The following is a 25,417-nucleotide window of genomic DNA, read 5'->3' on the forward strand; positions in this document are numbered from 1 at the left end:
ACGATGGACCGCATCCAGACCATGGAAGTCTTTGCAAGAGTGGCGGAACTGGGCAGCTTCAGCCGCACGGCGGAACAGCTGAACCTGCCTGCCGCGACTGTCACCAATGCGGTGCAGGCGCTGGAGAAGCACCTGGGCGTGCGGCTGCTGCACCGGACCACGCGCAAGGTGACGCTGACCGACGAGGGCATCACCTACCTCGATCGTTGCACGCAATTATTAACGGAATTCGAAGATGTCGACGCCTTGTTCCAGCATGACCAGTTGCAGCCGCGCGGCGTCATACGGGTCGACCTGCCGGAGCGCCTGGCGCACATGGTGGTGATCCCGGCGCTGCCGGAATTTTTCGCGCTCTATCCGCAGCTGCGCTTGAAGCTGAGCGCCACCGACCGCTTTGTCGACCTGGTCGGCGAAGCGGTCGATTGCGTGGTGCGGGTCGGCGCGCTCAGCGATTCCAGCCTGATCGCCAGGCGCATCGGCAGCATGGAGCAGATCAACTGCGGCGCCAGGTCGTATCTGGAGCGCCACGGCAGGCCGCAAACCCTGAACGATCTGCAGCATCACATGGTGGTGAATTATTTTTCCAGCCGCACCGGGCGCGACCTGGGCTGGGAGTACATGGTGGATGGCGAAGCGCGTTTCCTGAAACTGCCTGGCCTGATTTCAGTGGCCAGTTCCGATGCCTACCTGGCCAGCTGCAGCGCCGGGCTGGGATTGATACAGGCGCCGCGGTTCGGCCTGGAAGCATCGCTGGCGAGCGGCGAGATTGAAGAAGTGCTGCCGGATTTCAAGCCGGCGCCGCTGCCGGTATCGGTGGTGTACGCCCACAACCGGCATCTGTCGCCGCGGGTGCGGGTGTTTGTCGACTGGATCGCCAAACTGCTGGCGGCCCGTTACGCATAAAGCAGCGCCGGCCGGGACGCCTTGCGGCCGGGCGATCCGAAAAACTATCCGGCTTTGGCTTGCTGCGCGATCCAGCCGTCGATTTGGGTCTCCAGCATCTCCAGCGGCAAGGCGCCGTTGTCGATCACGGCATTATTGAAGCGCCGCAAATCGAATCTGTCGCCCAATGCTGCCTGCGCCTTTTCTCGCAGCGCCTTGATCTTCAGCTGGCCGATCTTGTATCCCAGGGCCTGGCCCGGATCGACGATGTAGCGGTCGATTTCAACCTGGTTGTCGTGCGGCGGATTGGCGGTGTTCACGTTCATGTAGTCGATCGCCTGCTGGCGCGTCCAGCCCAGCGCATGCATGCCGGTATCCACCACCAGCCGCGCAGCCCGGAACAGCTCGTCATTGAGATGGCCGAATTTCGAATAGGGATCGGTATAGAAGCCCATTTCGCCGCCCAGGCTTTCCGCGTACAGCGCCCAGCCCTCGCCGAAAGCGACATACCAGCCGAAGCGGCGAAACGCCGGCAAGCCTTTGATTTCCTGCGCCCGCGCTGTCTGCAGATGATGGCCTGGTATCGATTCGTGCAAGGTCAGGGTTTCCATTTCCCATTTCGGCCGCGTCTCCAGCTTCGACAGGTTAGCGAAAAAATAACCCGGGCGCGAACCGTCAGGCGTGCCCGGTTCGTAATAGGCGCCGGCCTGGTTTTCGGCGCCGACGTCAGGCACAGGCTTGACATCGACCGGCGCCTTGGGAATATCGGCAAAGAAGCGCGGCAGCTGCGCCGAGGATTGCTTGATGATGTCCTTGTAGCCGTTCAGCAGGTCTTCCCGCTTGGTGAAGTAAAAACGCGGGTCGGTATTGAGGAAGGTGATGAATTCCGCGAACGTGCCGGTAAATCCGGTCTGCTGCATCACCAGCTTCATCTCCGCCTGGATGCGCGCCACTTCCTGCAGGCCGACCTGGTGGATTTCCTGCGGCGTCATGCCGGTGGTGGTGTTTTCCTTGACCTTGTAGGCATAGTAAGCGGCGCCGCCGGGGAGGCTGGAGGCGGCAATGCTGTCGCGGCAGGCCGGCAGATAGGTGTTGCTCACATAGGCATCGAGCTTGCGGAAAGCCGGCGCGACACCCTGCTGCAACAGCAACTGCCCCTGGCGCGCCAGCTGCGCGCGCTGCACCGCCGGAATCGACGGCGGCATGTCCTTGAACGGCGCCGCCAGCGGACTGCTATCCAGCTTGGCGACGAATTCCTGCAACTGCCCGGGCACCACGCCCATGGTCGCCTTGGGAGCTACCCAGCCGGATTTGACGCCTTGCTGCAATTGCGCGATCACGCCGTCGACGTACTTAGGCAGCGCCCGCAGACGCGCCAGGTAGTCGCGGTAATCCTTGGCGTTGTTGAACGGCGTCTGCGCCACCAGCTGCGGGAAAGCGAACTGGATGCCGCTCAGCTGCGTCAGCGGCGACGGGTCGTAGGGATAGAATCCGGCGGCCCGGATATTCTTTTGCTTCTCATAGACAAACAAATCATAGGAAAGCAGGTCCTGGCCGCTCAGCTTGCTGCGGTCGATGCGCCTGGCTTGCGCCAGCATCTGTTCCTGATGCGCATTGGCGGCCAGGCTGGCGGCCGGCGACGCGTCCGACAGGCGGTCGTTGTAGCGGTTGTCGCCGACCGCGGTCGCCATCTCCGGCGCATTGCGCAGGCTCCATTGCCAATCGCTGTCGAATAGTGTGTTGAGCTGTTGAGCAGAGGTCGCCGCGTTGCTGAACGGCGCCAGTAAAAGAGCAAGGACAAAAACGATTTTATGCATGCATGTCTCCGGAGATTAGCCCATCATTCTAGCCGGATTCATTTCTCAATGGAAATCCTCAACACCTTTCCTTTGCGCGCCCGCGCGGCACCAGTCACTGCCATCCTGGGCGCTGCCGCGAACGCCCTGCCCAGGCTCGCGCGGCAAGGCCATGACCATGTTGCGGCCGCCATCCTTGGCTTTGTACAAGGCCTGGTCGGCCCGCACGATCAGGTTTTCCAGGGTGTCGTCATGATCAAAAGCGACCACGCCGAAACTGGCGGTGATCTTGATGGACACGCCCTCCTCCAGCTGGAAATGGCAGGCTTCGATTTCACCGCGCAGTTTCTCTGCAACGGCGCGCCCGTGCTCCAGGTCGATTTCAGGCAGCATCAGCAAGAACTCTTCGCCGCCGTAACGCGCCAGCAAGTCAACCTTGCGCCGCCAGCGCCCGCTCAGCTCCGCCACCTTGCACAGCACCTGATCGCCGGCATGATGGCCATGCTGGTCGTTGACGGCCTTGAAGTGATCGACATCCATCAGGATCAGGCTCAGCTGTCGCCGGTAACGCTGGGCGATGCCGAACTGGTGTCCTCCGTGGGCAAAAAAAGCGCGCCGGTTCAACAGGCCGGTCAGGAAATCGGTATCGGAGGCGGCCTGCAGCTGAGCGATCAGCTCTTCGCGCTCTTTTTCCAGGCAGCTTCTTTCCTGGCTATGCGCATTCAATACATGGATCGCGCGCATCATGTCGCCGATTTCGTCGTCGTAGCGCGGCGTCGGGATGGCAGTAGCCAGGCGTTCGTTGGCCAGGGAAACGAATAAATCGGTGGCGTCGACAATCGGCCTCAAGACGCGCCGCCGTATCACGCGCAGCAGCAGCACGAAAATGCCCAGGGCCAGAAACACCAGGCCGACTGTCGCCAGCAAGAAATTACGCGCCCGCAGGTTGCGCTGTTCGGCTTCGCGGATCATGTCGGCGACGATCAGATCGCGCAGGCCGGGAATCGCCGCCATCTTCGGTACGTAGCTGGCGACCATTTCATCCGGACTCAGGCCGTAGTTTCCCGAGCTGCGTCCGGTGACGAACAGGTTCGTCAGGAGATCCAGCCCCTCGCCCAGGGAATGATCGCGGATGATCTGCAGCGCCGCCTTGAAATCCGGCTTGTGGCTGTAGCCGCGCAGCTGCAGTTCAATCACGGCATACAGCTGGTCGGCCTGCCCGGAGAGCTTAACGAAGGCATACCTTTCCTGCGCCGTCAGCGGCCGGCGGGCGACAATCGGCGCGGCCAGGGTCGAGACCATCTGGCCGGCGACATCGCGCAGGCTCGAAGCCAGCTGCGCGCTGGCCACGCCGTCATCGAGTTGCCGGTCCGACTGAATGGCGGCGCTGGAAAGAGCGGCAATGGCCGGCGCAAAAGCATCCATCGTGTTCATGATCATGCCGGTAGCGGCAGCGACCGTTCCCGGATCGCGCTGCGCTTTCGGCTCGGCCGCCAGCAAGTCGACATCCTGGCGCGCGGCGGCGAGCGACTGTTCTGTCAGCTGCACGTTCGCCGTCACCGGCGCCAGCCAGGGGCTGGCCTGCTCCCGCAAAACCTGCCGCAGATTGCGTAGCGCATGATCGCTGGCGGCACGCGCCGGCAGCAGCCTGGCGCGTACTGCTTCTCCGTCCTGCAAATCTTGCTGGAGCAACAGAGTGGTGGCCCCGCGCTCGATGACCAGCTTTTCTTCCACCTGCAGCGCCAGATGCAGTTTTCTGATGACCGGAATGCTTTTCGTACTGCGCTCATACACAGTCCACTCGCTGTCGACAATTTTGCCGGCGAGGGCCAGGAACAGCGACATCAGCAGCAGGGAGATGACCCCGAATAAGCGATTTAGCGGCATACGAAATAACACCCGCACCCGCCAAAATCCGGTGTGAATGTAATCCAAAGTTTTTAATAGTTAAACGCTATTTGAAAAATATAATCAATAGCTTATCTATTAAATGATCGTATCACAAAACGCTAAAATCCCAAGATGGGATCCGGCCGAGGGCTCAGGCGCCCAGGCTGGCCGGCTGCTCCGTCACTCCGCGCATTGCCAGCACATCGCGATACAGCGAGGCATAACTTTCACCCATCACCCTTGCGGTAAACAATTTCTGGTAGCGTGCCTGCGCACGCGTTCCCATCGCCTGCGCCTGGTCCGGGTTGTCCCATAAGCGCTGCATGGCCGCCCTGAAGGCGCCAGGGTCGCTGGGTGGAACCACGATGCCGGTTTCGCCGTGGTTGTTGATATAACTGGTGCCGGTACCGATCTCGCTGGAAATCATCGGCTTGCCATACATCGCTCCTTCCAGCAGGGAGATGCCGAAGGCTTCCGAGCGCAGGTGCGATGGAAAGACCAGTGCGTAGCATTGCTGCAGCAGCGCAACCTTGTCCTCATCGCTGACGATGCCCAGGAATATCACATTGTTCAAGCCCTGCTCAGCAGCGCGCTGCTTGAGTTCCTGCTCGATCGGACCGGCGCCGACGATCACGATCGGATAATCGGTGCCGTGCGCGGCATCCAGCAGGATGTGCAAGCCTTTGTAGTAACGGATGGCGCCGACGAACAGGAAGAAACGGCCGCCTATGCGCTGTTGCCATTGCTCCATCACGGAGTCCGACGGCGTCGGATAGCTGTTTTTATCGAGGCCGATAGGAATGACCTGGGTTTTTTCCCTGTAGCCGGCCAGCACCGAACTGGTCTGCAGGTAGTTGGGCGAAGTCGCCACGACAGCATCGACGCTGCTCAGGAAGCGATGCATCAAGGGGCGGTAAAGCTGCAGCAGCACTTTGTAGCGCACGATATCGGAATGATAGGTGACCACGCTCGGCTTGTTCATGCGCGTGACAAAATGGGCCAGGTCCATGAAGGGCCAGGGGAAATGATAGTGCACCAGATCGAAATCCTCTGCCAACTGCGCGAAGCGCCTGATGGCGGACAGGGAAAATCCAGTCGAGGCAATCTGCAAGTCCAGCTTGACCCGATGCACCGTGTGTCCGTGAAATTGCAATTCGGCCGGATCCGGCGCTTCGCTCAGGGTCAGCACCTCGCTTTCAACGCCGCTGGCAGGCGAGCATTTACACAACTGGAATATGGTCTGCTCGATGCCGCCGTACGACTCAGATTGATAAGTCTTGTAAAAATGAAGAACTCGCATTGCATCCTCTTTTAATTCTGCCGCATCACCCGTTGCGACGAGAAGGCTATTTTCCGTTGACGTCGACTGCCGGTCTCTGCGCCAGTCTATATCTTTTAATGTTATTTAATATCTACAAATGTTATTTAACTGCGCGCTGCTTGCCGATAAACCTCAGCGGTGATCGTTGCGCATCTTGCCCAGGAAAACGCCTGCGAGCGCAGCAGGCCAGCGCCGCGCCGCTCAGTCCAGAGCAACTCATCCTCCATCAAGCGCTGCATCTGTTCAGTCAGGGCGATGTCATCCTGGGGATGGACATAGGTGCCGGCCGCGGCCGCAACCTCGGGCAGGCTGGCGCAATCCGATGCGATCACCGGCGTACCGCTGGCCATCGCTTCCAGCAAGGGCAGGCCGAAGCCCTCGTACAGCGAAGGGAACACCATGATCCTGGCGGCTGCCGTGACGCAAGCCAGATCGGCCTGATCCAGATAACCTGCAAAGCGTACATGGCCGGCCCTCACCGCCTGCGCCAGCGCCCCCTTCAACTCATCCGCCTGCCAGCCCGCCATGCCGACTACCAACAGAGGAAAACGCGCGCGCAGCGACGGCGGCAGGCGCGCATGCGCCTTGAGCGTCAACAGCAGGTTCTTGCGCGGCTCCAGCGTCCCGACAGAAAGAATGAAGCGGCGATAAGTCAGGCCCATGGCTTTCAGGCGCGGCAGCAGTTCGCGTTCATCGCGCGGCTGGAAAATGTCAGAACAGGCCAGCGGCGCCAGCACCACCTTCTCTGGCGGCAGGCTGAACTGCTGCCTGAGCTCTGCGCCGATATAGGCGGAATCAACCAGTATCCGGCTGGCCTGCGCCACGGCAGACGGCAGGCGCCTTTCAATTTCCTTCAAGCGGTCTTGCGGCTGGGTTTGCGGATAATGAACATGCGTCAGATCGTGCACGGTCATCACGGTCGGCCCGGAAAAATCCAGCGGCCACAGGGTCGGCTCATGATAGACATGCGGACGGATCTTGCGTGCGCCGCGGTCGAAGCAGCGCTGTTCAAGCAGCCGCCGCATCCGGTAGGCAGCCGGCAGCAGCCGCTTGGCGGCGCCGGTCCAGCGCGCATATCCAGGCATGGCTGCGGCGGCCAGCGCAGGCCGCCAGCCGGCGCCGTAAAAATATTGCATGTCCAGCTCGGGGTGCCGCTGCAAGGCCTGCGCCAGCTCGGCAACATAGTTGCCGATGCCGGTGCGAGGCGCCAGCAGCACCTTGCTATTCAGGGCAATGGTCAGTTTCATCACAGGCGCTTTGCGCATGCTTTTGGGCTTTCACCTGCTGCAGAACGCGCTGCACCAGCTGACGCGCCGAACCTTCCCAGCTGAGCCAGGACCAGTCTTTCATTTCCTGCAATGCCGGAAAGACGCCGCTGTCCTCAAATTGTGCGACTTGCCGGCCCAGCGATTGCGGCTGGTCCAAATCGAAATAACTGATGAAGTCGCCGCCGATCTCGTGGAAAACAGGAATGTCGCTGGCCATCACCGGCAAACCGCGCTGCATGGCTTCCACCAAGGGCAAACCGAAACCTTCCACGAACGATGGAAAGACCAGCGCTTTCGCATGGCTATAGGCATGCTCCAGCTCGGCGTCGCCAAGATCGTTGAACATGTACAGCCGCCGCTTCAACTCCGGATGCTTCCTTACGCGTTCGATCAGGCGTTCATTTTTCCAGCCGATGCGCCCGATAAAACACAGGACCGCGTCGCTGCCCTCTTCCCACAGCTGCTCAAAGGCATCCAGCAAATAGGCGTGGTTCTTGCGCGGTTCAATGGTGCTGACCATCAGGTAGACAGAGCGGCCGGACGAGAACAGCTTTTGCACCGCGGGACGCACCGCTTTGCCGGCGTCAACCTGGTCGAGCTCAGAACCCAGGTGGAAAAAATCGAACCAGCGGCTGCGGGCCTGCCCGCTTCCCAGCCGCCGCCGCACCTCGGCATGCACTTCGTCGCGAATGGTGCCGGATATTGCGATGAAGCCGTTGGCGGTGTTGGCGATCCATTCAAACCAGCGGTCGAATACCTGCACCAGCGGACCATCGCAAAATTGCGGGTGGGTCAAGGGAATCAGATCGTAGATGACCGATACGATGGAGACGCCCTGCCGCTGCAGTTTTTCCGCCACCGGGAAAAAATCGGCATGCCAGGAGGAGTCGAGCAGCACCAGGACATCGTCGGCGCGGCACGCCATTTCAAAGGCGCGCGGCTGCAGCTCGATGTTTTCCAGGACCTTCTCGGTCAGATACAGCGGCAGCATGAATGAAAAACTTAACAAGCGGCATAGCACGTAGGTCACCCGCTTTACGTTATGCGATGCCCGCCATGGCCAGAAGCGCAGCAAGCGCGAGTGAATCAGCCAGTAACGGTTGCGCACCTGCACCAGCTTCTGCGCCGCTTTCTCCAGTTTTTTCTGCACGCGGCCGCGCCACTCGTCGGAATGCGTGGGCGTCAGCTGCGTGACTTCAAGTATTTTCCCCTGCTTGAAGATGACGGGAATGCACACCGCTTCATCTTGCACTGCCGGCAGATGATTGATGATATTGCGCACCACGCGCTGTATCCCGGAATTCATTTCGGGATGATGGAACACATAGGTACATTCGATCAGCAGTCTGCTCATGCCGCCACTCCATCCGGGCGCATGGTTCCAGACGACCGTTCAACCGCGATCTCCGCGTCCAGGAATGCGCAGCCGACAAAATCGGGATGGCGGGTATTGATCACATGAAAAATCACGCTGTAGTCGCGCCATTCGTAGTTGGTGTCGAGATGGGAGTCCAGCCGCGACAAGGAAATGGCGATCGAATAGCTGCCCTTGCCCAGGTTCATCGGGAAACGGCAGCGGTATATGACGTTTTCGCCGGGCTGCAAGTCGGTCTGCGGCATCTCGAGCCGGTGCGTGTTGATGCCGAAGATCGACTGCCCGAGCTTGTCCTTGATCATGTAGCCCATCACCAGGCGCGGCACTTCAGCATTGATCGCAACCTGAACTTCCAGCGTGGCGTAGGCGCCGACTTCCACCACATCGAGCCGCTTGCCTGCGTCATCCAGCAAATTCACCGACGCGATGCTGGCTTCGCCGGTGCCGGAAATCGTTCTTAACCTGCCGTCTTCGAGACGTTCCTGGCGCACGGTCTGCTGTTCGCGCTCCGCCAGCATGGCATTGTAAAAATCCATGACGTCCACCGGATCGCCCTGCATTTCCAGGCGGCCGCGATTAAGCAGGATGGCGCGGTCGCAAATGGTCTGGATCGCATAACGGTCATGCGAGACGATCAGCAAGGTGGTGCCGGCGCGCCGGAACTCGCGGATCCGCTCGAAGCTCTTGTGCTGGAAATAAGCGTCGCCGACGGACAAGGCTTCATCGACGATCAGCACGTCCGGCCGGCTGGCCGTGGCGACGCTGAACGCCAGCCGCATCTGCATGCCGCTCGAATAGGTGCGCACCGGCTGGTCGATGTATTCGCCAATCTCGGCGAATGCCTCTATCGCCGGCATCAAGGCCGTTATTTCGTCGTTCCGCAAGCCTTGCAGCTGGCCGGCCATGATCGCGTTCTGCCTGCCGGTAAAATCGGGATGGAAGCCCATGCCGAGCTCCAGCAGCGCCGCCACCCGTCCCTGGATATCGATAGTGCCCGCGCTAGCCTGGGTAGTACCGGCAATCAGCTTCAGCAAAGTGCTTTTGCCGGCGCCGTTGATGCCGACAATGCCGACCGCTTCGCCGGCCGCCAGCTGGAAATCGATGTCCTGCAAGACCCAGTGCAATTGATGCCGCACCCTGGAAAACGGCGAAATCCATTCAGCCAGGCGAGCCCAGCGGCCGTCATATGTCTTGTAGGCCTTGCCGAGCCCTTTAACCGTCACTTTACCCATCAGAGTTCATCCACCATTTCACCCGCATGCCGGCGAAACAGCAACATCCCGAAAATGCACAAGACAACGCTCAGCAAGGCGACCGCCCACAGGTCGCTCCAATGCGGCCATGCAGCGCTGATGAAAATACCCTGGTAGGCGACAATCAGTGCGCTCATCGGATTAAATTTGAGCAGGGTCTGCACGCCGGCAGGCAGGGTCGACACGGTATAGACAATCGGCGTAAACCAGAACCAGAACTGCAGCACGATGCCGAACAGCTGGCCGATATCGCGGAAGAAGACATTCAGCACGCCGAGCACAATGCCCAGTCCGACCGAAAACAGCACCTGTATCAGCAGCAGCGGCAGCATCGCCAAGAAGACCCAGCCCGGGAAATTGCCCGAGACCAGCAAGAAGCCAAGGAACAGGGCGAAGATGATGGAGAAATTCAAGCCCGCGTTCAGCACTGTAATGATAGGCAGGCAGATGCGCGGAAAATTGAGCTTCTTGATCATGTTGCCATTTTCCAGAAACACGTTCTGCATGCGCGATACCGTCTCTGTAAAGAATCCCCACGTCAGCAAGCCTGCGCAAAGATAAATCCCGTAGGCGAACTGGCTCGCGGCATTCGGCAGGCGCGCATGCATGAGCTGCGAAAAAATCACCGTATAGACCACGATCATGGCCAGCGGATTGAGCACCATCCAGGCGGCGCCCAGCATTGAATTGCGATAGCGCGACTGGAACTCGCGCCTGACGCTGCCGACGATGAAGCCGCGATAGTGCCAGATCGAACGCAGCAAGGTTTGCGCCTTGCTCTTCTGCATGATGGTCAGCACTTTCAGCACTATTTGCACCTGCCGTATTTGTCGTCAAAGCGTACGATATCGTCTTCGCCCAGATAAGCGCCGCTCTGCACTTCGATCATGACCAGCTCCAGCAAGCCAGGGTTTTCAAGGCGATGCCTGGTGCCGGCGGGGATGTAGGTCGATTCGTTGGTGTTGACGTAGATTTCGCGGTCGCCGTTGACCACCTTGGCCATGCCGTGCACCACCACCCAGTGCTCGCTGCGGTGATGATGCATCTGCAGCGACAGCGATGCGCCCTGCTTGACCACGATGCGCTTGATCTTGAAGTTGGGGCCTTGCTCCAGCAAGGTATAGCTGCCCCACGGACGGAACACGGTGCGATGCAGCTTATAGGTATCGTGCTCGCTGCTCTTGAGCTGCTGCACCACCTTCTTCACGTTCTGCACGTGATCCGGATGGGCGATCAGCAAGGCGTCGGGCGTGTCCACCACGATCAGGTTGTTGACCCCGACAGTGGCCACCAGGCGCTGTTCCGAATAGATGTAATTGTTCTTGCTGTCGATCAGCACCGCCTCGCCCAGCACCCGGTTTTCCTGTTCGTCCGGCTCCACCAGCTGCCGCAAGGCGCCCCAGGAACCGATATCGTTCCAGTCGAAGCCGGCCGGTATCACCGCCACCTTGTCGGAGCGTTCCAGCACCGCATAATCGATCGAGATGTCTTGCATCGCCATGAAGCTTGCGCTGTCCAGTTCCTGCAGCAGGACGCCGGCCGAAGAACCGGCCGGGCTGGCTTCGATGCAAGCGGTAGCCGCCGCCAGGATCTCAGGCGCATGCTTTTCCAGCTCGCTCAAAAAGGCCGACACCGAGAAACAGAAAATGCCGGCATTCCACAGATGCTTGCCGCTGCCGACAAAGCCGGCGGCGCGCTCGGCATCCGGCTTTTCGATGAAACGCTTTACCTGCGCAGCGCCGGCGCTGTCGATCTCGTCGCCGCACTCGATATAGCCAAAGCCGGTTTCCGGCGTCAGCGGCCGCACGCCGAAGGTCACCAGGTAGCCCTGCTTGGCGATTTCCACGGCATGCCGCACCGCTTCGGCGAAGCACTCAACGTCCTTGATCAGGTGATCGGCCGGCATCACTACCATGATGGTGTTATCGCCATGCAAGGCGCGCAGGGACACTGCCGCCGCCGCGATCGCCGGCGCCGTATTGCGGCCGGCGGGTTCCAGCATGAAATGCGGGCGATGATGGATTCCCAGGTCGGCCGAGATGAATTCATCCTTGCTCTGGAAATAATAATCGCGATTCGTCACGCTCAGGATATCGCCGCGGATGCCTAACTGCGCCACCCGCTGATAGGTTTTCTGCAGCAAGCTTTTGCCGTCCGGGAGCTTGATGAAGGGCTTCGGATGCCCTTCCCGCGACACCGGCCACAAGCGCGTGCCGGCGCCGCCGGAAAGGACCACCGGCACGATCACCGCCGTCGCTGTCAATGGAATACCGGGTTCTGGCGTACGCATCTTGGTCTCCCTTTATTCTTTAGCTAAGGTCAGGCGGCGCATATCGGCGTCAACCATTTGCTGTATCAATTGTTCCAGTCCGGTCTTCGGCTTCCAGCCCAGCTTGCGCTGCGCCTTGGCCGGATTGCCGAGCAAGACGTCTACTTCAGCCGGGCGGAACAGCTGCGGGTCGATCACCAGGTGCTCTTCATAATCCAGATCGAGATGAGCGAAGGCAATCCGGCACATCTCGCGCACGCTGGTGGTGACGCCGGTGGCGATCACGTAGTCCTCAGCCTGCTCCTGCTGCAGCATCAGCCACATAGCTTCCACGTAATCGCCGGCAAATCCCCAGTCGCGCTTGGCGTCGATATTGCCCAGCCGCAGTTCGCGCTGCTTGCCGAGCTTGATGCGCGCCGCGGCGTCGGTCACCTTGCGCGTGACGAATTCGATGCCGCGCAACGGCGATTCATGATTGAACAAGATGCCGCTGGACGCGTGCAGGCCGAAACTTTCACGATAATTGACGGTGATCCAGTGGCCGTAAAGCTTGGCGACGCCATACGGGCTGCGCGGGTAGAACGGCGTGTTTTCATCCTGGTGCTGCGCCTGGATCAGCCCGAACATTTCGCTGGTGGATGCCTGGTAGAAGCGCGCCGCCGGGCAGAACTGGCGAATCGCTTCCAGCATATGGGTGACGCCCAGGCCATCCACCATCCCGGTCACCACCGGCTGGTTCCAGGAAGTGCCGACAAAGCTTTGCGCACCCAGGTTATAGATTTCGTCAGGACGCGCCTGGCACACGGCGCGTATGGCGGAAGTAGCGTCCGCCAGGTCGCCTTCTATGAATTGCAGCCGCTCCAGGATTCCCAGCTCGCGCAGGCGCCATAAGGTATCGCTGCTGCGCCTTGCCAGCAGGCCGTACACCTTGTAATCCTTGTCAAGCAGCAGCTTGGCCAGGTAAGCGCCGTCTTGCCCGGTGACGCCGGTAATTAATGCTGTCTTTGTCATAGCCTGTATCTCCAAATATCTGTTTTTTATCTGTTCTTAAGTCACGACCGCGTTTGCGCTGCGCTTTCCGCGGCTACCCTGGCATCCCAGTCCGCCAGGACGTTCAATAAAGTCTGCTGCATGGGAATGGCGGGCTGCCATGCCGTGGCCTGTGTGATTTTCCGGTTGCTGCCTTTTACCCGTCGCAAGTCCGAAGGCCGCAAACGCGCCGGATCCTGCTCGATCGCTGCATCGGTCTCGGTCAGGTACAGCATGCTGGCGATCATGTCGCGGACCAGATATTCCTTGCCCGAGCAGACATTGTAGATTTCGCCGTTCTGGCCGCTTTCGAGCAGAGCCAGATAGGCGGAAATGACATCTTCCACGTCCAGGAAATCGCGGCTGACGTCGACATCGCCGACCAGTATCCGCGGCTCTTGCAGCTTCAGGCGGATGCGCGCCAGCTGGCGGGCGACGCTGGAGATCACGAAATCTTCGCGCTGCCCAGGGCCGATATGATTGAACGGCCGGGCCACCAGGATGCGCCACGGCAGATTGCAGCTCCACTGATAGCAAAGCAGTTCCGCCGCCGCCTTGCTGACCGCGTACGGATTTTGCGGACGCGCCGGCTGCTGCTCGCTGATCGGCAGCAGTTCCGGATCGACCCGCCCGTAGACGTCGCCCGAACTGACGTAGAGAAAAGTGCCGCTGAAGCCGTTGCGCTGCAAAGCCTGCAGCAGGTTGAGCGTGCCCTTCAGGTTGACGTCCAGGGTGTGCGCAGGGTCGCGGAAAGCTTCCGGGATAAAGGTCTGACCCGCGAGATGGATCACGGCGTCCGGCCGCGCCTGCTGCAGCACCTGGTCCAGCGCCGCCGGTTCCAGCAGATCGTAGGCGCTGTCGGCAGTTACCAACTGCCAGCCATGGGCGGCGACGGCGTGTTCGCGCAGACGTTCAAAGGCAAGGCCGACAAAGCCTGACTGTCCGGTGATAAATAGCCGTTTCATAAGCACTCGCTCCTTTCCTGCGGTTGTTCGGTTAAAGCCATCGCGCACATTTCATCCCGGCTTGCGCGCAATAATGATCTGGCTCTTCGGCATGAAATCATTCAAGGCCTTGCGCACCTGTTCCCCGTTCGGGCTGTCCATCAGCAGTTCCCAGGTTCTCGCCCAGCTGTCCAGCAAGGGATGATGCGCATTGCTCAGGTCCACCTTGCAGACCCAGAAAAGCAGCCACCAGACCGACCAGTAGAAACCGTAGTAATCGTGGCGTTCGACGATCAGGCCGGCGTCCGTCACCATCTTTTCAAACTGCTCGCGCTCGATGATGCGGATGTGGTTCGGTTTTTCAAAATGCGACGCCGGCGCCACCTTCTTCTGTATGTGCTCCTGCACAGGATCCGGTACTGACAACAGGTAATGCGCGCCGGCTTTGCCAACCCGCACCAGTTCGCCCAGGAACTGCGCCGTATCGTCGACGTGCTCAAGCACCTCCATGCAGATCACCTTGCTGGCGATGCCGTCTTCCAGCAAAAAGGGATTGGCGTCGCCCACCAGTCCTTGCACTATCCTGGCCCGGGTTTCGGTCAGGCGTTGCTTGGTGAATTCGACTTTGCCGGCATCGATGTCGGCCACGATCACATGGGCGCCGCGATGGCCGCAAAACAATGAATTGCCGCCGTCGCCGCAACCGGCATCCAGCACCACATCCTCTGCATTGATGGCAAAGCCGCGATACAGTTCGTCGCTTTCCTGGAGATACCAGCCGCTCGCCAGGGCATCGCGCAATCCGATATGAAAGGAATCGACAGCCGCGGCTGGCGCAGGCGCGGGCGGCGCAGCCTCGGCTACCGGCATTACCTGAACGGCGGCATCTGGTTTAACGCTGCCGAAAAGCCTTTTGATCAAGTCTCGCATGCTATTTTTTTGCTTCCATCGTTATGATCTAAGTCTGCAACTGGAGCCGGGACTGCCCCATCGCGTCGGCAATTCGTTTGCCGCGCGCGCGTAAAGGGGTCTCGATAAAGCGGTAATTCAGCTCGCTGAACGCCACCACCAGCACTGCAGCCGTCAACGCCAGCCTGGTGTTGTAGGTATGGTCGAAAATGGTATCGGTAGGAGCAATCCAGTACCAGATCTGACGGCTCATGAGATAGGCCGGCATGTGCGTCAGGTACAGCGCGTAGGAACGGCTGCCGACCCACAGCAAGAGACGCTTCAGGGGATTGTCCGGCATCAGGTAGTCCGCGTCATAAGAAGCGAGCCAGACCAGTACAATCGAAATCAGCGCGACGCTTCCGACCCAGAAACGGAATTGCTGATATTGCGGCGATCCGATCTTTGCCAGGCAAGCCGCCAGGATCAAGAGCGGAAGCCAACGCGCCCATTTCCAGCTTTTCAAGAATACCGGTTCCAGCCTGCGGTAACTGCCGCGCTTGCTCCAGATTGCCAGCAGCACTCCCAGCAGCAAGGCGTCGGAGCGCACCAGCATCAAAAACAGCGACTGGTGGCGATTGGCAAAAAACTGCAGCACGACCAGGACAATCAGCACGCCGGACAGCCAGCGGCGGCAGAGGAACACGGCCAGCGGCAGCAACAGATAAAACTGCTCTTCCAGCGACAGGCTCCAGTACGGCGTGGTGGGACCAAGCTCATCGTGGCCGAATTTCAGCATCACGCGGAAATTCATATAGTTCAGCAATCCTGCCAGGCTGCCTTCCAGGTTCACCTGCAGGGAACTGAATATGCCCGACTTCTTGAACGCCACTGTCGCCAGCAGCAGCAGCGCCAGCCAAAGCCATGCGGTAGGCCACAGGCGCCAGGCGCGCCGGACCCAGAACTTGGCGGCAACGGAGAAGAAAGAAGCCCGGCCGTCGCTGCGGTCAAGGCGCGGGATCAGGTCCCGGGCGATCACGAAGCCGGAAATCGCAAAGAACAGATCGACGCCATTCCAGAATCCGAAATGGGTATAGATGAATGCAAGAATCTCGCTTGGCTGCCCGAACAGATTGAAGCGCGTATGCTCGAACAAAACGAAAAGCACCGCAATTCCGCGCAGCAGCTCGATATCCTTGATTCGATGATTCATGTGCCATCAGCTCCGATAGTTACCGACGGTGCGGCTTGCGGGCGATGATCGCCTGGCTCTTGGGCATGACGCTATCCAATACCTGCTTGATCCTGGCGCCCTCGGGCAAAGAAATCAATTGATACCAGGTGCTTGCCCATTCATTGAGCAACGGCGAATGAGGCGGCTTGATATTGTCGCGGGTTGCACCTTCGGCGCCATCGGCGCCGGATTTGTCGGCCCAGTAATCGGCCCAATACAAGCACATCCAGATCGACCAGAAAAAGCCGGAAGCATGCCGCTGTTCGATTTCCAGGCCGGCGTCGGTCACCAGCGCGGCGAACGCATCGCGTTCGAAAACATGGATATGGTTAGGCTTCTGGAAATGCGACGGCGGCGCCAGCTGCTTCTGCAGACCTTCGCCGACCGGATCCGGCACCGTCAGCAGATACAGCGCTCCGGGCTGCCCGACGCGCACCAGTTCGGCCAGCACTTGCGCCGGGTCGTCGACATGCTCCAGCATTTCCATGGCGACGATGCGGCTGACGCTGCCATCGACCAGCGGCAGCGGATTGGTGTCGCCGACCAGGGCCTGATAGCCGCGCGCCGGGCTGTTCGCCACATTGGCGGCCAGCCGCGCCACCTGATCGGCATCGGTATCGGAAAAAATCACATGCGCGCCGCAGCGCGCGGCGAACAAGGTCGCCCCGCCCTCGCCGCAGCCGACATCGAGCACGACATCCGCAGGCGCGATCGGAAATCCTTTCAGCAGCTCGCCGCTGTCCGATTGAAACCAGCCGCTTTGCACGGTGTCGATAAAACCGCAGACGCGCGAATCGACCACGCCTTCCGGCGACACCGGCGCCGGCAGCGCTTCTGGCTCGGCTTGTTGCTCATTTTCCGGCTCAACAGCCTCGGCTTTCGGCGGACGCAGCCAACCGGTAAGAAATTTCATCATGCCATGGCCTTTTCCGCGGTCTTGCCGGTATCGCGCGCGTGCCTGGCGAGGCGCTCTGAAAGAAAGGCGTCCAGGCGCTGCTTCACCACGGCGCGCGAGCAATGCTGCTGCAGGCTCTGCACCGCGTGCTCCGCCATTTGCCAGTATCTTTGCGGATCTTGCCGGGCGACGCGATAACTATCCTTGTAGGCGGCCAGCAGCGTACCCCAGTCTATGCGGTAGCGCAAAGTCCTGTAGGCCTGGCGCGGGTCGTGCGGCCAGTGGCTCGGTTCTGTGCTGGAGTCCAGCACGAAAGCGTTGTCGCGATCGATATAGTCAGCCATTGCGGTATTGACCGGTGCGATCGCCGGCTTGCCGCAAGACATGAATTCCATCAACGGCAGGCACTGGCCTTCGCCGTGCGAGGTATTCAGTACATAGGTAGTGGCGGACACCAGTTTTTCGTAGTCGGCGTCGCTCAGATAGCCGTGGATCAGCAGCACGCGGCACTTGAACGGCGTCAGCTTGTAGACGTTCTCCAGCAGATTGTCGATGCCGATGCGGACGTCGTGGTGAGTCAGCTTCAACACCAGCGTGGCATCTTCGGTATCGCGGAATGCCCAGCAAAAGGCGCTGATCATGTCGTACCAGTTCTTGCGGCCGTCATAGGGGTTGAAGACCGAGGTATAGACCACGCCGTCGATATGCACCTTGACCGGCTCGCGCCGCGCCAGCGCCGGCGGCCGCACCAGGTTCGGCTTGGGGAAGCGCCGCAGCGGCACGCTGTAGGGGGAAAGATCGACCGTGCGGCTATCGACCACGGTGCCGGCAACATGCAGGTCGACGCCATCGGGATGATTGGCGATCGACAGCTTTTCGCGCAATGCGGAAAAGCGGTCCCATACCGGCGCCGGTATCGAGACCACCGGAAACTCCGGCGTCATCGCGCGCCGCACCGAATCCGCGGTGAATACCGAATGCGTGATGGCGCTGCCGATCTTGTCGAAGACATAGCGCCAGTCATGGCGCGGCTCGCCAAACCAGACCTCGTTCGGCAGCGTGCTGAACTCCCATGCGAACACAGGAATGGTCGGACAAGCCAGGCCGACCACCGTTTTATGCGGCGGCGAGAACGACAGGAATACGCAGGATTGACCGTGCGCGGCGGCGCTGCGGTAGATGTCGTCGACTTCGCGCGCGGGATCGCTGACGGTCACCACGATGCCGAGCTGCTCCAGCACCGGGCGAAATTCCTTCAGCACGAAGTAGTAGCTGTACTCAGGCAAGCCGAGGTTCGAGGCAATCGAACCGGAGTTGGTTTCGGAATAAATAATGATAATCATCAGGCGCCGGATGTCAGGTAAGAGCGAGGATGAACGGAGCCGCTGACGCAGCGTGGGGAGGACAGCGTCATGCCGGCTCCTCCACCGCTTCTTGCTGGAAAAAATCGCGCAGTTGTTCCTTGACGACCGCGCCCGCGCTGTACGCTTGCATGCGCGCGATTGCGTGTTGGCCCATCGCCAGGTATTTTTCCGGATGCTGCTTCGCTATCTGATAGCTCTCCGCATAGCCGTTGCAGATCGATTCCCAATCCAGGCGGTAACGCAGGGTGCGGAACAGGTCGCGCGGATCATGCGGCCAGACATTGTGCTCAAGGCTGGACTTGACGATGAAGGCGGCGCCGTCGTCGATGTAATCTTCCATCGCCGTATGCCGCGGCGCGATGACCGGCCTGCCGCAGCTCATGAATTCCATCAGCGGCAGGCACAGTCCTTCGCACAAGGAGGTATTGACGTAAAAACTGGTGGCGCCTATCAGCTCTTCATAGGTGGCGTCATCGAGATAGGCATGCAAGGTCAGGACCCGGCACTTGAATGGCGCCAGCTGCGACAGCAAAGTCAGCAAGGTGTTGTGATACAGCGACAGATCGCGCTCATTCATCTTCAGCACCAGCGTCGCATCCTCGACGTCGCGGAAGGTCCAGCAGAATGCGGTCACCATGTCGAACCAGTTCTTGCGGCCATCCTTGGGACTGAGGATGGAGGTATAGACCACCCCTTCCAGATTGACGCCCACCGCGGGCTCTTGCGGCGGTTCCGGCGCAACGGTGACTGCCGCTGGCGGCGCGGCCGGCGCCGCTTGCTGCTGCGGCTCTGCCGGCAAGGGCTGCTGCACCGGCGCATGCGCGCGGCTTTCGTAGCCCATGATGGCGCGTGCAACGGTATTGCCGCCGCGTCCGCCAAGCGCCACCGCGCGGGCCAGCCATAAAGGCAGCAAGTCGCGCACCGCTTCCCGGTACCAGGTCAGCAGATGGCGCTTGGTCACCGCCAGCCGGTAGCGCAGGTTCTTGGCCGGCGCCACGGGCTCAGGCTGGAGCGGCGGCGCGACCGGTTCTGGCGCGGGTTCCGGCTGGACTGGCGGCAGCAGCGGCGCCTCATCGGGCTCATCGAGCTCGTCCGACGCCTGCGGGAAGGTGACATGTGCGATCAGGCCGTCGGCAGACAAACCCAGGACATGGCTATCGATCACGATGCCGCGCACCTGCAGCTGGCTTTGAGCGGGCGGCAGGCTGGATCCGAAGCGCGCCCGCGGAGCGGCGAACTGTTCCCACAACGGCGCCGGCACCGCCAGCACCGGGAAGGTCGGCCCCATCGCTTCCCGGACGATGCGCGCGGTATAGCTGGACAAGGTGATCGCTCTGCCGTGGCGGCCAAACACGTTGCGCCAGTCGTTGCGCACATCCTCATCCCACTGCTCGTCAGGAATATTGCTGTATTCCCAGGCGAACACCGATACGGTCGGGCAGCGCAGGTCGATCAGGGTTTTGTTGGGAGGGGAAAAGGAAAGGAAAACGCATTCTTCGCCGCGCTCGCGGCAGGCGTCGAACAGTGGATCGACTTCGGTCTCCGGCTGCCGCACCACGGTCACCGTGCCGAGCTCCTGCAAGACGGTGCGAAAAGCTTTCAAGACAAAGTAGTAGCTGTACTCTGGCAAACCAAGGCTTTTGTTGATTGTATTTTCGCCAATATCCGAATACAGAATGAAATTCATCAAAATCGTACTTTTAATCGAATGTTAATCGTCCGAATCATTGCCTTGACCACTTACTGCCTGCCATCGCGCCGCTTCAGACCTGTCTCAGCCTCGTACTCGAGGCCATTCTTTTTTATCGCGGGGAAAAAATGCAGGAGCTGCCATACGCCAAGAAGTTTCCTGCCAAACATTCCCCTTGGGCGATGATACCTGATACGGCGCGGGGGTAGTCAAATGAGGAAGGGCTTTAGAGAGTAGCCCCTATTATGGAAGAGCTTGCAGATACGCTAATTTCTTGCCGGATCCATAGGCAAAAAACACGCTGGAATTGCTGAGGCGGAAGGAGAATGGCGCGGCGCAACGAACAATATCATTGGCCAATATGTGCAGGCTGCCGCCGGCGCAAGGGAGATACCACTTGGCGCCGGCAGGCTTAAGGCCCGTTGCGGATGATTGTCTTCTGCGCGATCAGTTGGCCTGGACGTCGTTGCTCACCAGCCATACCCACGATGACGACAGTTCGTCGCCGCGTGCCGGCTTGGCGCCGGCGCCGCTGGCCGAAGCGAGGGCGCGGCCATAGGTTTTCACATTGGCGCGCCTGATCGACCTTTCCGTATTCAGACGGGTGTGCTCGTCGCCCAGCACGATGATGGCCTGCAAGATCGCTTGTAATTCATGGTGGTCGGCCAGGCTTTCGGCCACGCGCCGCCAGACATCGGCCTTGGTCCAGCGCCTAAAGCGCATGTAGCTGGTTCTCCAGCGGCCGAATTCCGGCGCCAGGTTGCTCCATGTGCCGGTTTTCAGCGCCACCCACAGCACTGCCTCCATGAACAGACGATTGTCGCGGCCGCACATGCCGGAATCCCCTGGCCGCCCTACCAGCAAAGGCTCCAGTTTCTCCCACTGATCATCTCGAAGAACGCGGTTAATTTTCTGCATCTATCTACTCTTTAATTGTTGAACTTGGATCAGGCAACTCGATTTGCCTCTCGGCAAATCTTTTTCTTTTGAAAATCGCCAGATCATATCCAATCGGTTACCCCTGTCGCTATGCGCTCACCGGTTTGTTAAGTTTGGTGGCTGCATACATACAAAGAGTAAAAGCAAGAGCCTAATGAAACCACTGAAAAATTGGATTTTTAACTATAGTTCACATAAATTAACGATATTTAACCCTAAAATGAGGTCAGATGCACATTCATTATTTCCGTAAGAAAACTAAATGATTTAACTATTTCTTTTGGATAACATTTTTTGGCCATCGGCTTTTCAAAAAAAACCATGGCGATGTTTCACAATTGGATAATTCAAAGTTAACGATTCACCTTATCTTGTCCGCCTCGCCAGCCAAAAAATGACGCTCTGCGGCACCGATAGCGCGTCAGCACACAGCTTGCCGCCCGCCGAGATCAGATACTCAGACGGGCGGCAAGGCAATGTTGCATATCAGTGCAGGAACCTGCCCGATTTTGCCACCATGGTCAGGTCGACGAACTCCGAACCATTGTGGCTGCTTGGACTGAAGGTAATGAAATAGCCGCCGGCATCGTAATGACTGACGGTTTCCAGCGCCCGGATCAGGCTATCGCGCGACAGGTTGCTGCCGGCGCGGCGCAGGCCTTCGACAAACACTTTGGCGGCGATGAAGCCTTCCATGCTGACGTAGTCCCATTGTTTCTTGCCGTCCTGCAGATAATATTTGCGGTATTCCTTGACGATGGCGCGGGTTTCGTCCCACGGCGCCGGCATGACCTGGGAGATCTGCACGCCGCTGGCATCCTTGCCGAGCGCGGTCACCAGCTGCTGGCTGCCGACGAAGGAGATATTCCAGAACGAGGGCGGGCTGCCGGCAACGATCATAGCCTTGATGAAGGCGGCGCTGGAATTGTAGGCCGATACCATGATCACCGTCTGCGGCTTGCCGGCGCGGATCTTGGCGACGGCGTCGCTGACCTCGACGCTGTTGCGCTCCACCGTGCCGAGCGCGGCCACTTCGATGCCGCGCTTCTTCAAGGCCCGCGTGACGCCTTCCAGGCCAGCCTTGCCATAGGCGTCATTCTGGTAAAACACCGCGATCCGCTTCAGCGACAAGGTCGAGATCTGCTGCACGATCTTCTCGGTCTCGACGAAGTAGCTGGCGCGGATATTGAAGACATTGCGGTTGAACGGTTCACGCAGCGATTGAGCGCCGCTGAACGGCGCGAAGAACGGCACCTTGGCTTTGCTTACCGCAGGAATCGAGGCGTTCGAGGTCGGCGTGCCGACATAGCCGAACAAGGCCAGCACCTCATCCTGTTCGATGAACTGCTTGGTATTCGCGGCGGCGCGGTCCGGCTCGTAGCCGTCATCCAGGGTCTTCAGGATGATCTTGCGGCCGAACACGCCGCCGCTGGCGTTGACCTGATCGAAATAAGCCTGGGCGCCGTCGTGCATGCCCTTGCCCAGTTCTTTGGCCGGACCGGAAAACGCTGCCGACTGTCCCAAGGTGATGGTGCTGGCGGTGACGCCGGTTTCGGCCTGGCAGATGGCGGCTGTCAGCAGCAGCGATGAGAGGACAAATATGTTGTTGAAGCGCATGGGGATCCGATCCTTCACAGGAATTGAGTTGATGGAGACTGCAAGGCCAGCCGATGTTAGCGCTACCGAAAAACCGCGTAAAACGACGCCCGCAATCGTGCGGGCCGGATGCTTACTTGGCAATGCGAAATGAGCGCGGGATCGGGCGAGGACAAAGCCGATTTGCCTGCACGCTGCAACCTGAATCAGCGCGCAGGCAATAGCAAAAACGAGCGCGCGGTTTGTTGCAGTGCAGAAAATTTCGCTAAGTAAAACGCAAAGCAGGTAACGCTGTCAAGCAAGCGAAGCATATTCGTGGCTAAAAAACAGAGAAACAGCTCTCGCTATATTTCAAAGGGAATAGCGTAAGCAAGCGCTGCCGCCCGCATGAAATTGCCACTTCGCAACATTACCAATATGATGTGGCCACATTGCGCGGACCGCGCCCTACTCTGTTCCGGTCAGCCTATCCCTTTCACTTGTCGCAGCCGCCTCGTCACTGCGAATACGGAGAAGTCCATGAATCGATTTACCGTTCCCATGCTGCTGAGCGCCGCCACGCTGGCTGCGTCGAACTACGCCACGGCGGCGACGCCATCCCCGGCCTGGATAGAAAAAAGCAACGCCGCCGCCCAGATGCTCTTGAAGACGCAAGCCGAGTTCAACCCGGAAAATGCATCGCAACAAGGGATGGCCGAATACGACGATAAGGTCATCGACCTGAAACCGGATCTTGAAGCGCGCGAACGCGCAGCCACGCTGGCAGCGATCCGGCAACTGCGCAGCCAGCTGGAACAGGAGAACGATCTCAAGGTGCAGCAGGATTTGCGCATCATGATCCGCGCCGCCGAGCTGGCCAATGAAGGGCATGACCTCAATGAACGCTACATGCTGCTGTACGAGGACGTCGGCCAGGATATTTTCAGCGGCCAGTTCGCCCTGCTACAAGACCAGGTCGCCCCGGCCCGCCGTGCTCAGGCGCTGGTCCGGCTAAAACGCTATCTTGGCCTGGAAGCCGGCTACACGCCGCTGATCAAGCTGGCTCAGGCGCGCTTCGAAGCGCTGCACGGCAACGCTAGGCTGCTCGGTCCTTACAGCAAGGAGATCGAGCAGGCGCTGGGCAATACCGGCGAATACGTGGATGGCATCCGGCAGCTGTACGCCAAGTACAAGATCGCCGGCGCGGAGGCAGCATTGAGCGCCTTGCAACAGCAGCTCGATGATTACTCGGCGTGGACCAAAAGCGTGGTCATGCCGCGTGCGCGCAGCGACTTCAAGCTGCCGCCGGAACTGTATGCCTTCCAGCTGAAACAGATAGGAGTGGATATCCCGCCAGCGCAGCTGATGCGCGAAGCACAGCTGGAGTTCATGGAGACCCAGGCGGCCATGCAGCTGATCGCGCCAATGGTCGCCAAGAGCCAGGGCATCAATGCCAGCGACTATCGCGATGTCGTCAATGTGCTCAAAAAGCAGCAGCTAGACAAGCAGTCTATCGAACCGCACTATCACGCCATCATCGGCAGGATCGAAGAGATCATCCGCCGCGAAAACATCATCACCCTGCCGCAACGGCCTATGGTGATGCGCACCGCTTCCGACGCCGAGAGCGCGCAGGTGCCGGCGCCGCACATGCAGCCGCCGCCGCTGGTCAACAATCAGGGCGAGTCCGGGGAATTCATTCTTTCTCTTGGGGTGCCAGCCAGCACCGGGGTCGCCAACGCCAGGTTCGACGACTTCACCTATAAGGCCGCGGCCTGGTCGCTGACCGCGCATGAAGGACGTCCGGGACATGAATTGCAGTTTGCCGGCATGCTGGAAGGCGGCGTCTCGCTGGCGCGCAGCGTGTTTTCCTTCAACAGCGTCAACGTGGAAGGCTGGGCGCTTTACTCGGAAGCGGAAATGCTGCCGTACGAGCCGCAGGAAGCCCAGCTGGCGGCGCTCGACGCCCGCCTGCTGCGCGCCGCTCGCGCATTCCTGGACCCGATGCTGAACCTGGGATTGATCACGCCCGAGCGCGCGCACGACATCCTGGTGCACGACGTCTGCGCCTCCGAAGCGCTGGCGCAGGAAGAACTGGACCGCTATACATTCCAGAGCCCCGGTCAGGCGACTTCTTACTTTTACGGTTATGCAAGGCTGATGCAATTGCGCGCCGAAGCCCAGATCGCCATGGGGCCACGCTTCAACCGCAAGGCCTTCAACGATTTTGTCGTCAGCCAGGGCTTGCTGCCGCCGGATGAACTGGCGCATGAAGTGCGAAAGGATTTCGTGCAGCCGACGCTGCTGGCCGGGCAAAAATCATAAAACCGGCGGCGGGGGGAGCGCCGCGCACTTCCTGCCCGCCAGGGTCATCGCGCCGGGAGCGCAGCGTGGGACGAATCCTTGATGCGCGGCGCTTGGCAAGAAAACACGAACAACTCAATTTATTTCCATTTGGCATTTTTATGTCAATCACCGGCTGCAATCCCTTTGTTTTGTAACCGAAGCGCATGCGGGCGACCTTCAATGGTTATAATGAGAATCATTATTAGTAATGGCGTTTGTATGAGACTTTGCGACTTGACCCCGTTTACACCTGCAGTCATCGAACAGGTAGAAGATGTGCTGACTGCAGACCCGATTGCGAAGCGCTTGCGCGAGCTGGGATTCGTCAACGGCGAAGCGGTCAGCGTGGTGGCGCGCGGCCCGGTCGGCGCCGATCCGCTGATGATACAAATCGGCTTCACCCGTTTTGCCCTGCGTCGCGCCGAAGCGCACCGGGTGCATGTCAACCTGGCTTCCTGA

20 protein-coding genes are annotated in these 25,417 nt (G+C 59.8%); 3 read left to right on the forward strand and 17 right to left on the reverse strand.

Going from position 1 to position 25,417, the window contains the following annotated elements:
* Positions 1 to 3 precede the first annotated feature (3 nt).
* A complete protein-coding gene (locus tag KHU30_RS21055; protein ID WP_211444567.1) occupies positions 4 to 903 on the forward strand; it encodes a LysR family transcriptional regulator in 900 nt (299 codons plus the stop codon).
* 44 nt (positions 904 to 947) lie between these two features.
* Here the strand turns inward: KHU30_RS21055 and KHU30_RS21060 are convergent, their stop codons facing one another.
* The 17 genes from KHU30_RS21060 to KHU30_RS21140 all read right to left on the reverse strand — a co-directional run bounded on the left by KHU30_RS21060 (position 948) and on the right by KHU30_RS21140 (position 22,654).
* Entirely contained in the window at positions 948 to 2,699 is a 1,752-nt protein-coding gene (locus tag KHU30_RS21060; RefSeq protein WP_211444568.1) for a DUF885 domain-containing protein, read from the reverse strand.
* Between the two features lie 45 nt (positions 2,700 to 2,744).
* Complete coding sequence (locus KHU30_RS21065; protein WP_211444569.1) at positions 2,745 to 4,565, reverse strand: diguanylate cyclase; 1,821 nt, start codon at positions 4,563 to 4,565, stop codon at positions 2,745 to 2,747.
* A 154-nt stretch (positions 4,566 to 4,719) separates the two neighbouring features.
* On the reverse strand, positions 4,720 to 5,868 hold the full coding sequence (locus tag KHU30_RS21070) for a glycosyltransferase family 4 protein (protein ID WP_211444570.1): 1,149 nt from the start codon (positions 5,866 to 5,868) through the stop codon (positions 4,720 to 4,722).
* A gap of 125 nt (positions 5,869 to 5,993) precedes the next feature.
* Positions 5,994 to 7,136 (reverse strand): glycosyltransferase family 4 protein, encoded by a 1,143-nt coding sequence (locus KHU30_RS21075; RefSeq protein WP_211444571.1) that lies wholly within the window; start codon positions 7,134 to 7,136, stop codon positions 5,994 to 5,996.
* The gene (locus KHU30_RS21080) at positions 7,111 to 8,511 is read right to left on the reverse strand and encodes a glycosyltransferase family 4 protein (protein WP_211444572.1); all 1,401 of its coding nucleotides are present in this window, start codon (positions 8,509 to 8,511) and stop codon (positions 7,111 to 7,113) included. The genes KHU30_RS21075 and KHU30_RS21080 overlap by 26 nt, the downstream gene beginning before the upstream one ends.
* Entirely contained in the window at positions 8,508 to 9,764 is a 1,257-nt protein-coding gene (locus tag KHU30_RS21085; protein WP_211444573.1) for an ABC transporter ATP-binding protein, read from the reverse strand. The genes KHU30_RS21080 and KHU30_RS21085 overlap by 4 nt, the downstream gene beginning before the upstream one ends.
* Positions 9,764 to 10,573: an ABC transporter permease gene (locus KHU30_RS21090; protein WP_211444748.1), complete on the reverse strand. Its 810-nt coding sequence runs from the start codon at positions 10,571 to 10,573 to the stop codon at positions 9,764 to 9,766. Before KHU30_RS21090 ends, KHU30_RS21085 begins: the two co-directional genes overlap by 1 nt.
* Positions 10,574 to 10,593: 20 nt before the next feature.
* Positions 10,594 to 12,075: a mannose-1-phosphate guanylyltransferase/mannose-6-phosphate isomerase gene (locus KHU30_RS21095; protein WP_211444574.1), complete on the reverse strand. Its 1,482-nt coding sequence runs from the start codon at positions 12,073 to 12,075 to the stop codon at positions 10,594 to 10,596.
* Positions 12,076 to 12,087: 12 nt separating this feature from the next.
* Positions 12,088 to 13,065 (reverse strand): GDP-mannose 4,6-dehydratase, encoded by a 978-nt coding sequence (locus KHU30_RS21100; protein ID WP_211444575.1) that lies wholly within the window; start codon positions 13,063 to 13,065, stop codon positions 12,088 to 12,090.
* Positions 13,066 to 13,106: 41 nt separating this feature from the next.
* Entirely contained in the window at positions 13,107 to 14,048 is a 942-nt protein-coding gene (locus KHU30_RS21105) for a GDP-mannose 4,6-dehydratase (protein ID WP_211444576.1), read from the reverse strand.
* 51 nt (positions 14,049 to 14,099) lie between these two features.
* Entirely contained in the window at positions 14,100 to 14,957 is an 858-nt protein-coding gene (locus KHU30_RS21110) for a class I SAM-dependent methyltransferase (RefSeq protein WP_211444577.1), read from the reverse strand.
* A 28-nt stretch (positions 14,958 to 14,985) separates the two neighbouring features.
* Positions 14,986 to 16,128, reverse strand: coding sequence for an acyltransferase family protein (locus KHU30_RS21115; RefSeq protein ID WP_211444578.1), 1,143 nt, complete (start codon positions 16,126 to 16,128; stop codon positions 14,986 to 14,988).
* A 19-nt stretch (positions 16,129 to 16,147) separates the two neighbouring features.
* On the reverse strand, positions 16,148 to 17,065 hold the full coding sequence (locus KHU30_RS21120) for a class I SAM-dependent methyltransferase (protein ID WP_211444579.1): 918 nt from the start codon (positions 17,063 to 17,065) through the stop codon (positions 16,148 to 16,150).
* Positions 17,062 to 18,387: a glycosyltransferase gene (locus tag KHU30_RS21125; protein ID WP_211444580.1), complete on the reverse strand. Its 1,326-nt coding sequence runs from the start codon at positions 18,385 to 18,387 to the stop codon at positions 17,062 to 17,064. Before KHU30_RS21125 ends, KHU30_RS21120 begins: the two co-directional genes overlap by 4 nt.
* A 67-nt stretch (positions 18,388 to 18,454) precedes the next feature.
* Positions 18,455 to 20,095, reverse strand: a complete 1,641-nt coding sequence (locus KHU30_RS21130; RefSeq protein WP_211444581.1) for a glycosyltransferase — start codon at positions 20,093 to 20,095, stop codon at positions 18,455 to 18,457.
* Between the two features lie 450 nt (positions 20,096 to 20,545).
* Complete coding sequence (locus KHU30_RS21135) at positions 20,546 to 21,016, reverse strand: transposase (protein ID WP_211444582.1); 471 nt, start codon at positions 21,014 to 21,016, stop codon at positions 20,546 to 20,548.
* 507 nt (positions 21,017 to 21,523) lie between these two features.
* Positions 21,524 to 22,654, reverse strand: coding sequence for an ABC transporter substrate-binding protein (locus KHU30_RS21140; protein ID WP_211444583.1), 1,131 nt, complete (start codon positions 22,652 to 22,654; stop codon positions 21,524 to 21,526).
* Between the two features lie 498 nt (positions 22,655 to 23,152).
* Here KHU30_RS21140 and KHU30_RS21145 point away from each other — a divergent pair, with 498 nt between their 5' ends.
* Both KHU30_RS21145 and KHU30_RS21150 read left to right on the forward strand, forming a co-directional pair.
* Positions 23,153 to 24,937: a DUF885 domain-containing protein gene (locus KHU30_RS21145; protein WP_211444584.1), complete on the forward strand. Its 1,785-nt coding sequence runs from the start codon at positions 23,153 to 23,155 to the stop codon at positions 24,935 to 24,937.
* Positions 24,938 to 25,177: 240 nt separating this feature from the next.
* Positions 25,178 to 25,417, forward strand: coding sequence for a FeoA family protein (locus tag KHU30_RS21150; protein WP_211444585.1), 240 nt, complete (start codon positions 25,178 to 25,180; stop codon positions 25,415 to 25,417).

This window comes from Collimonas humicola (assembly GCF_018304945.1).
GTDB lineage: Bacteria > Pseudomonadota > Gammaproteobacteria > Burkholderiales > Burkholderiaceae_D > Collimonas > Collimonas humicola.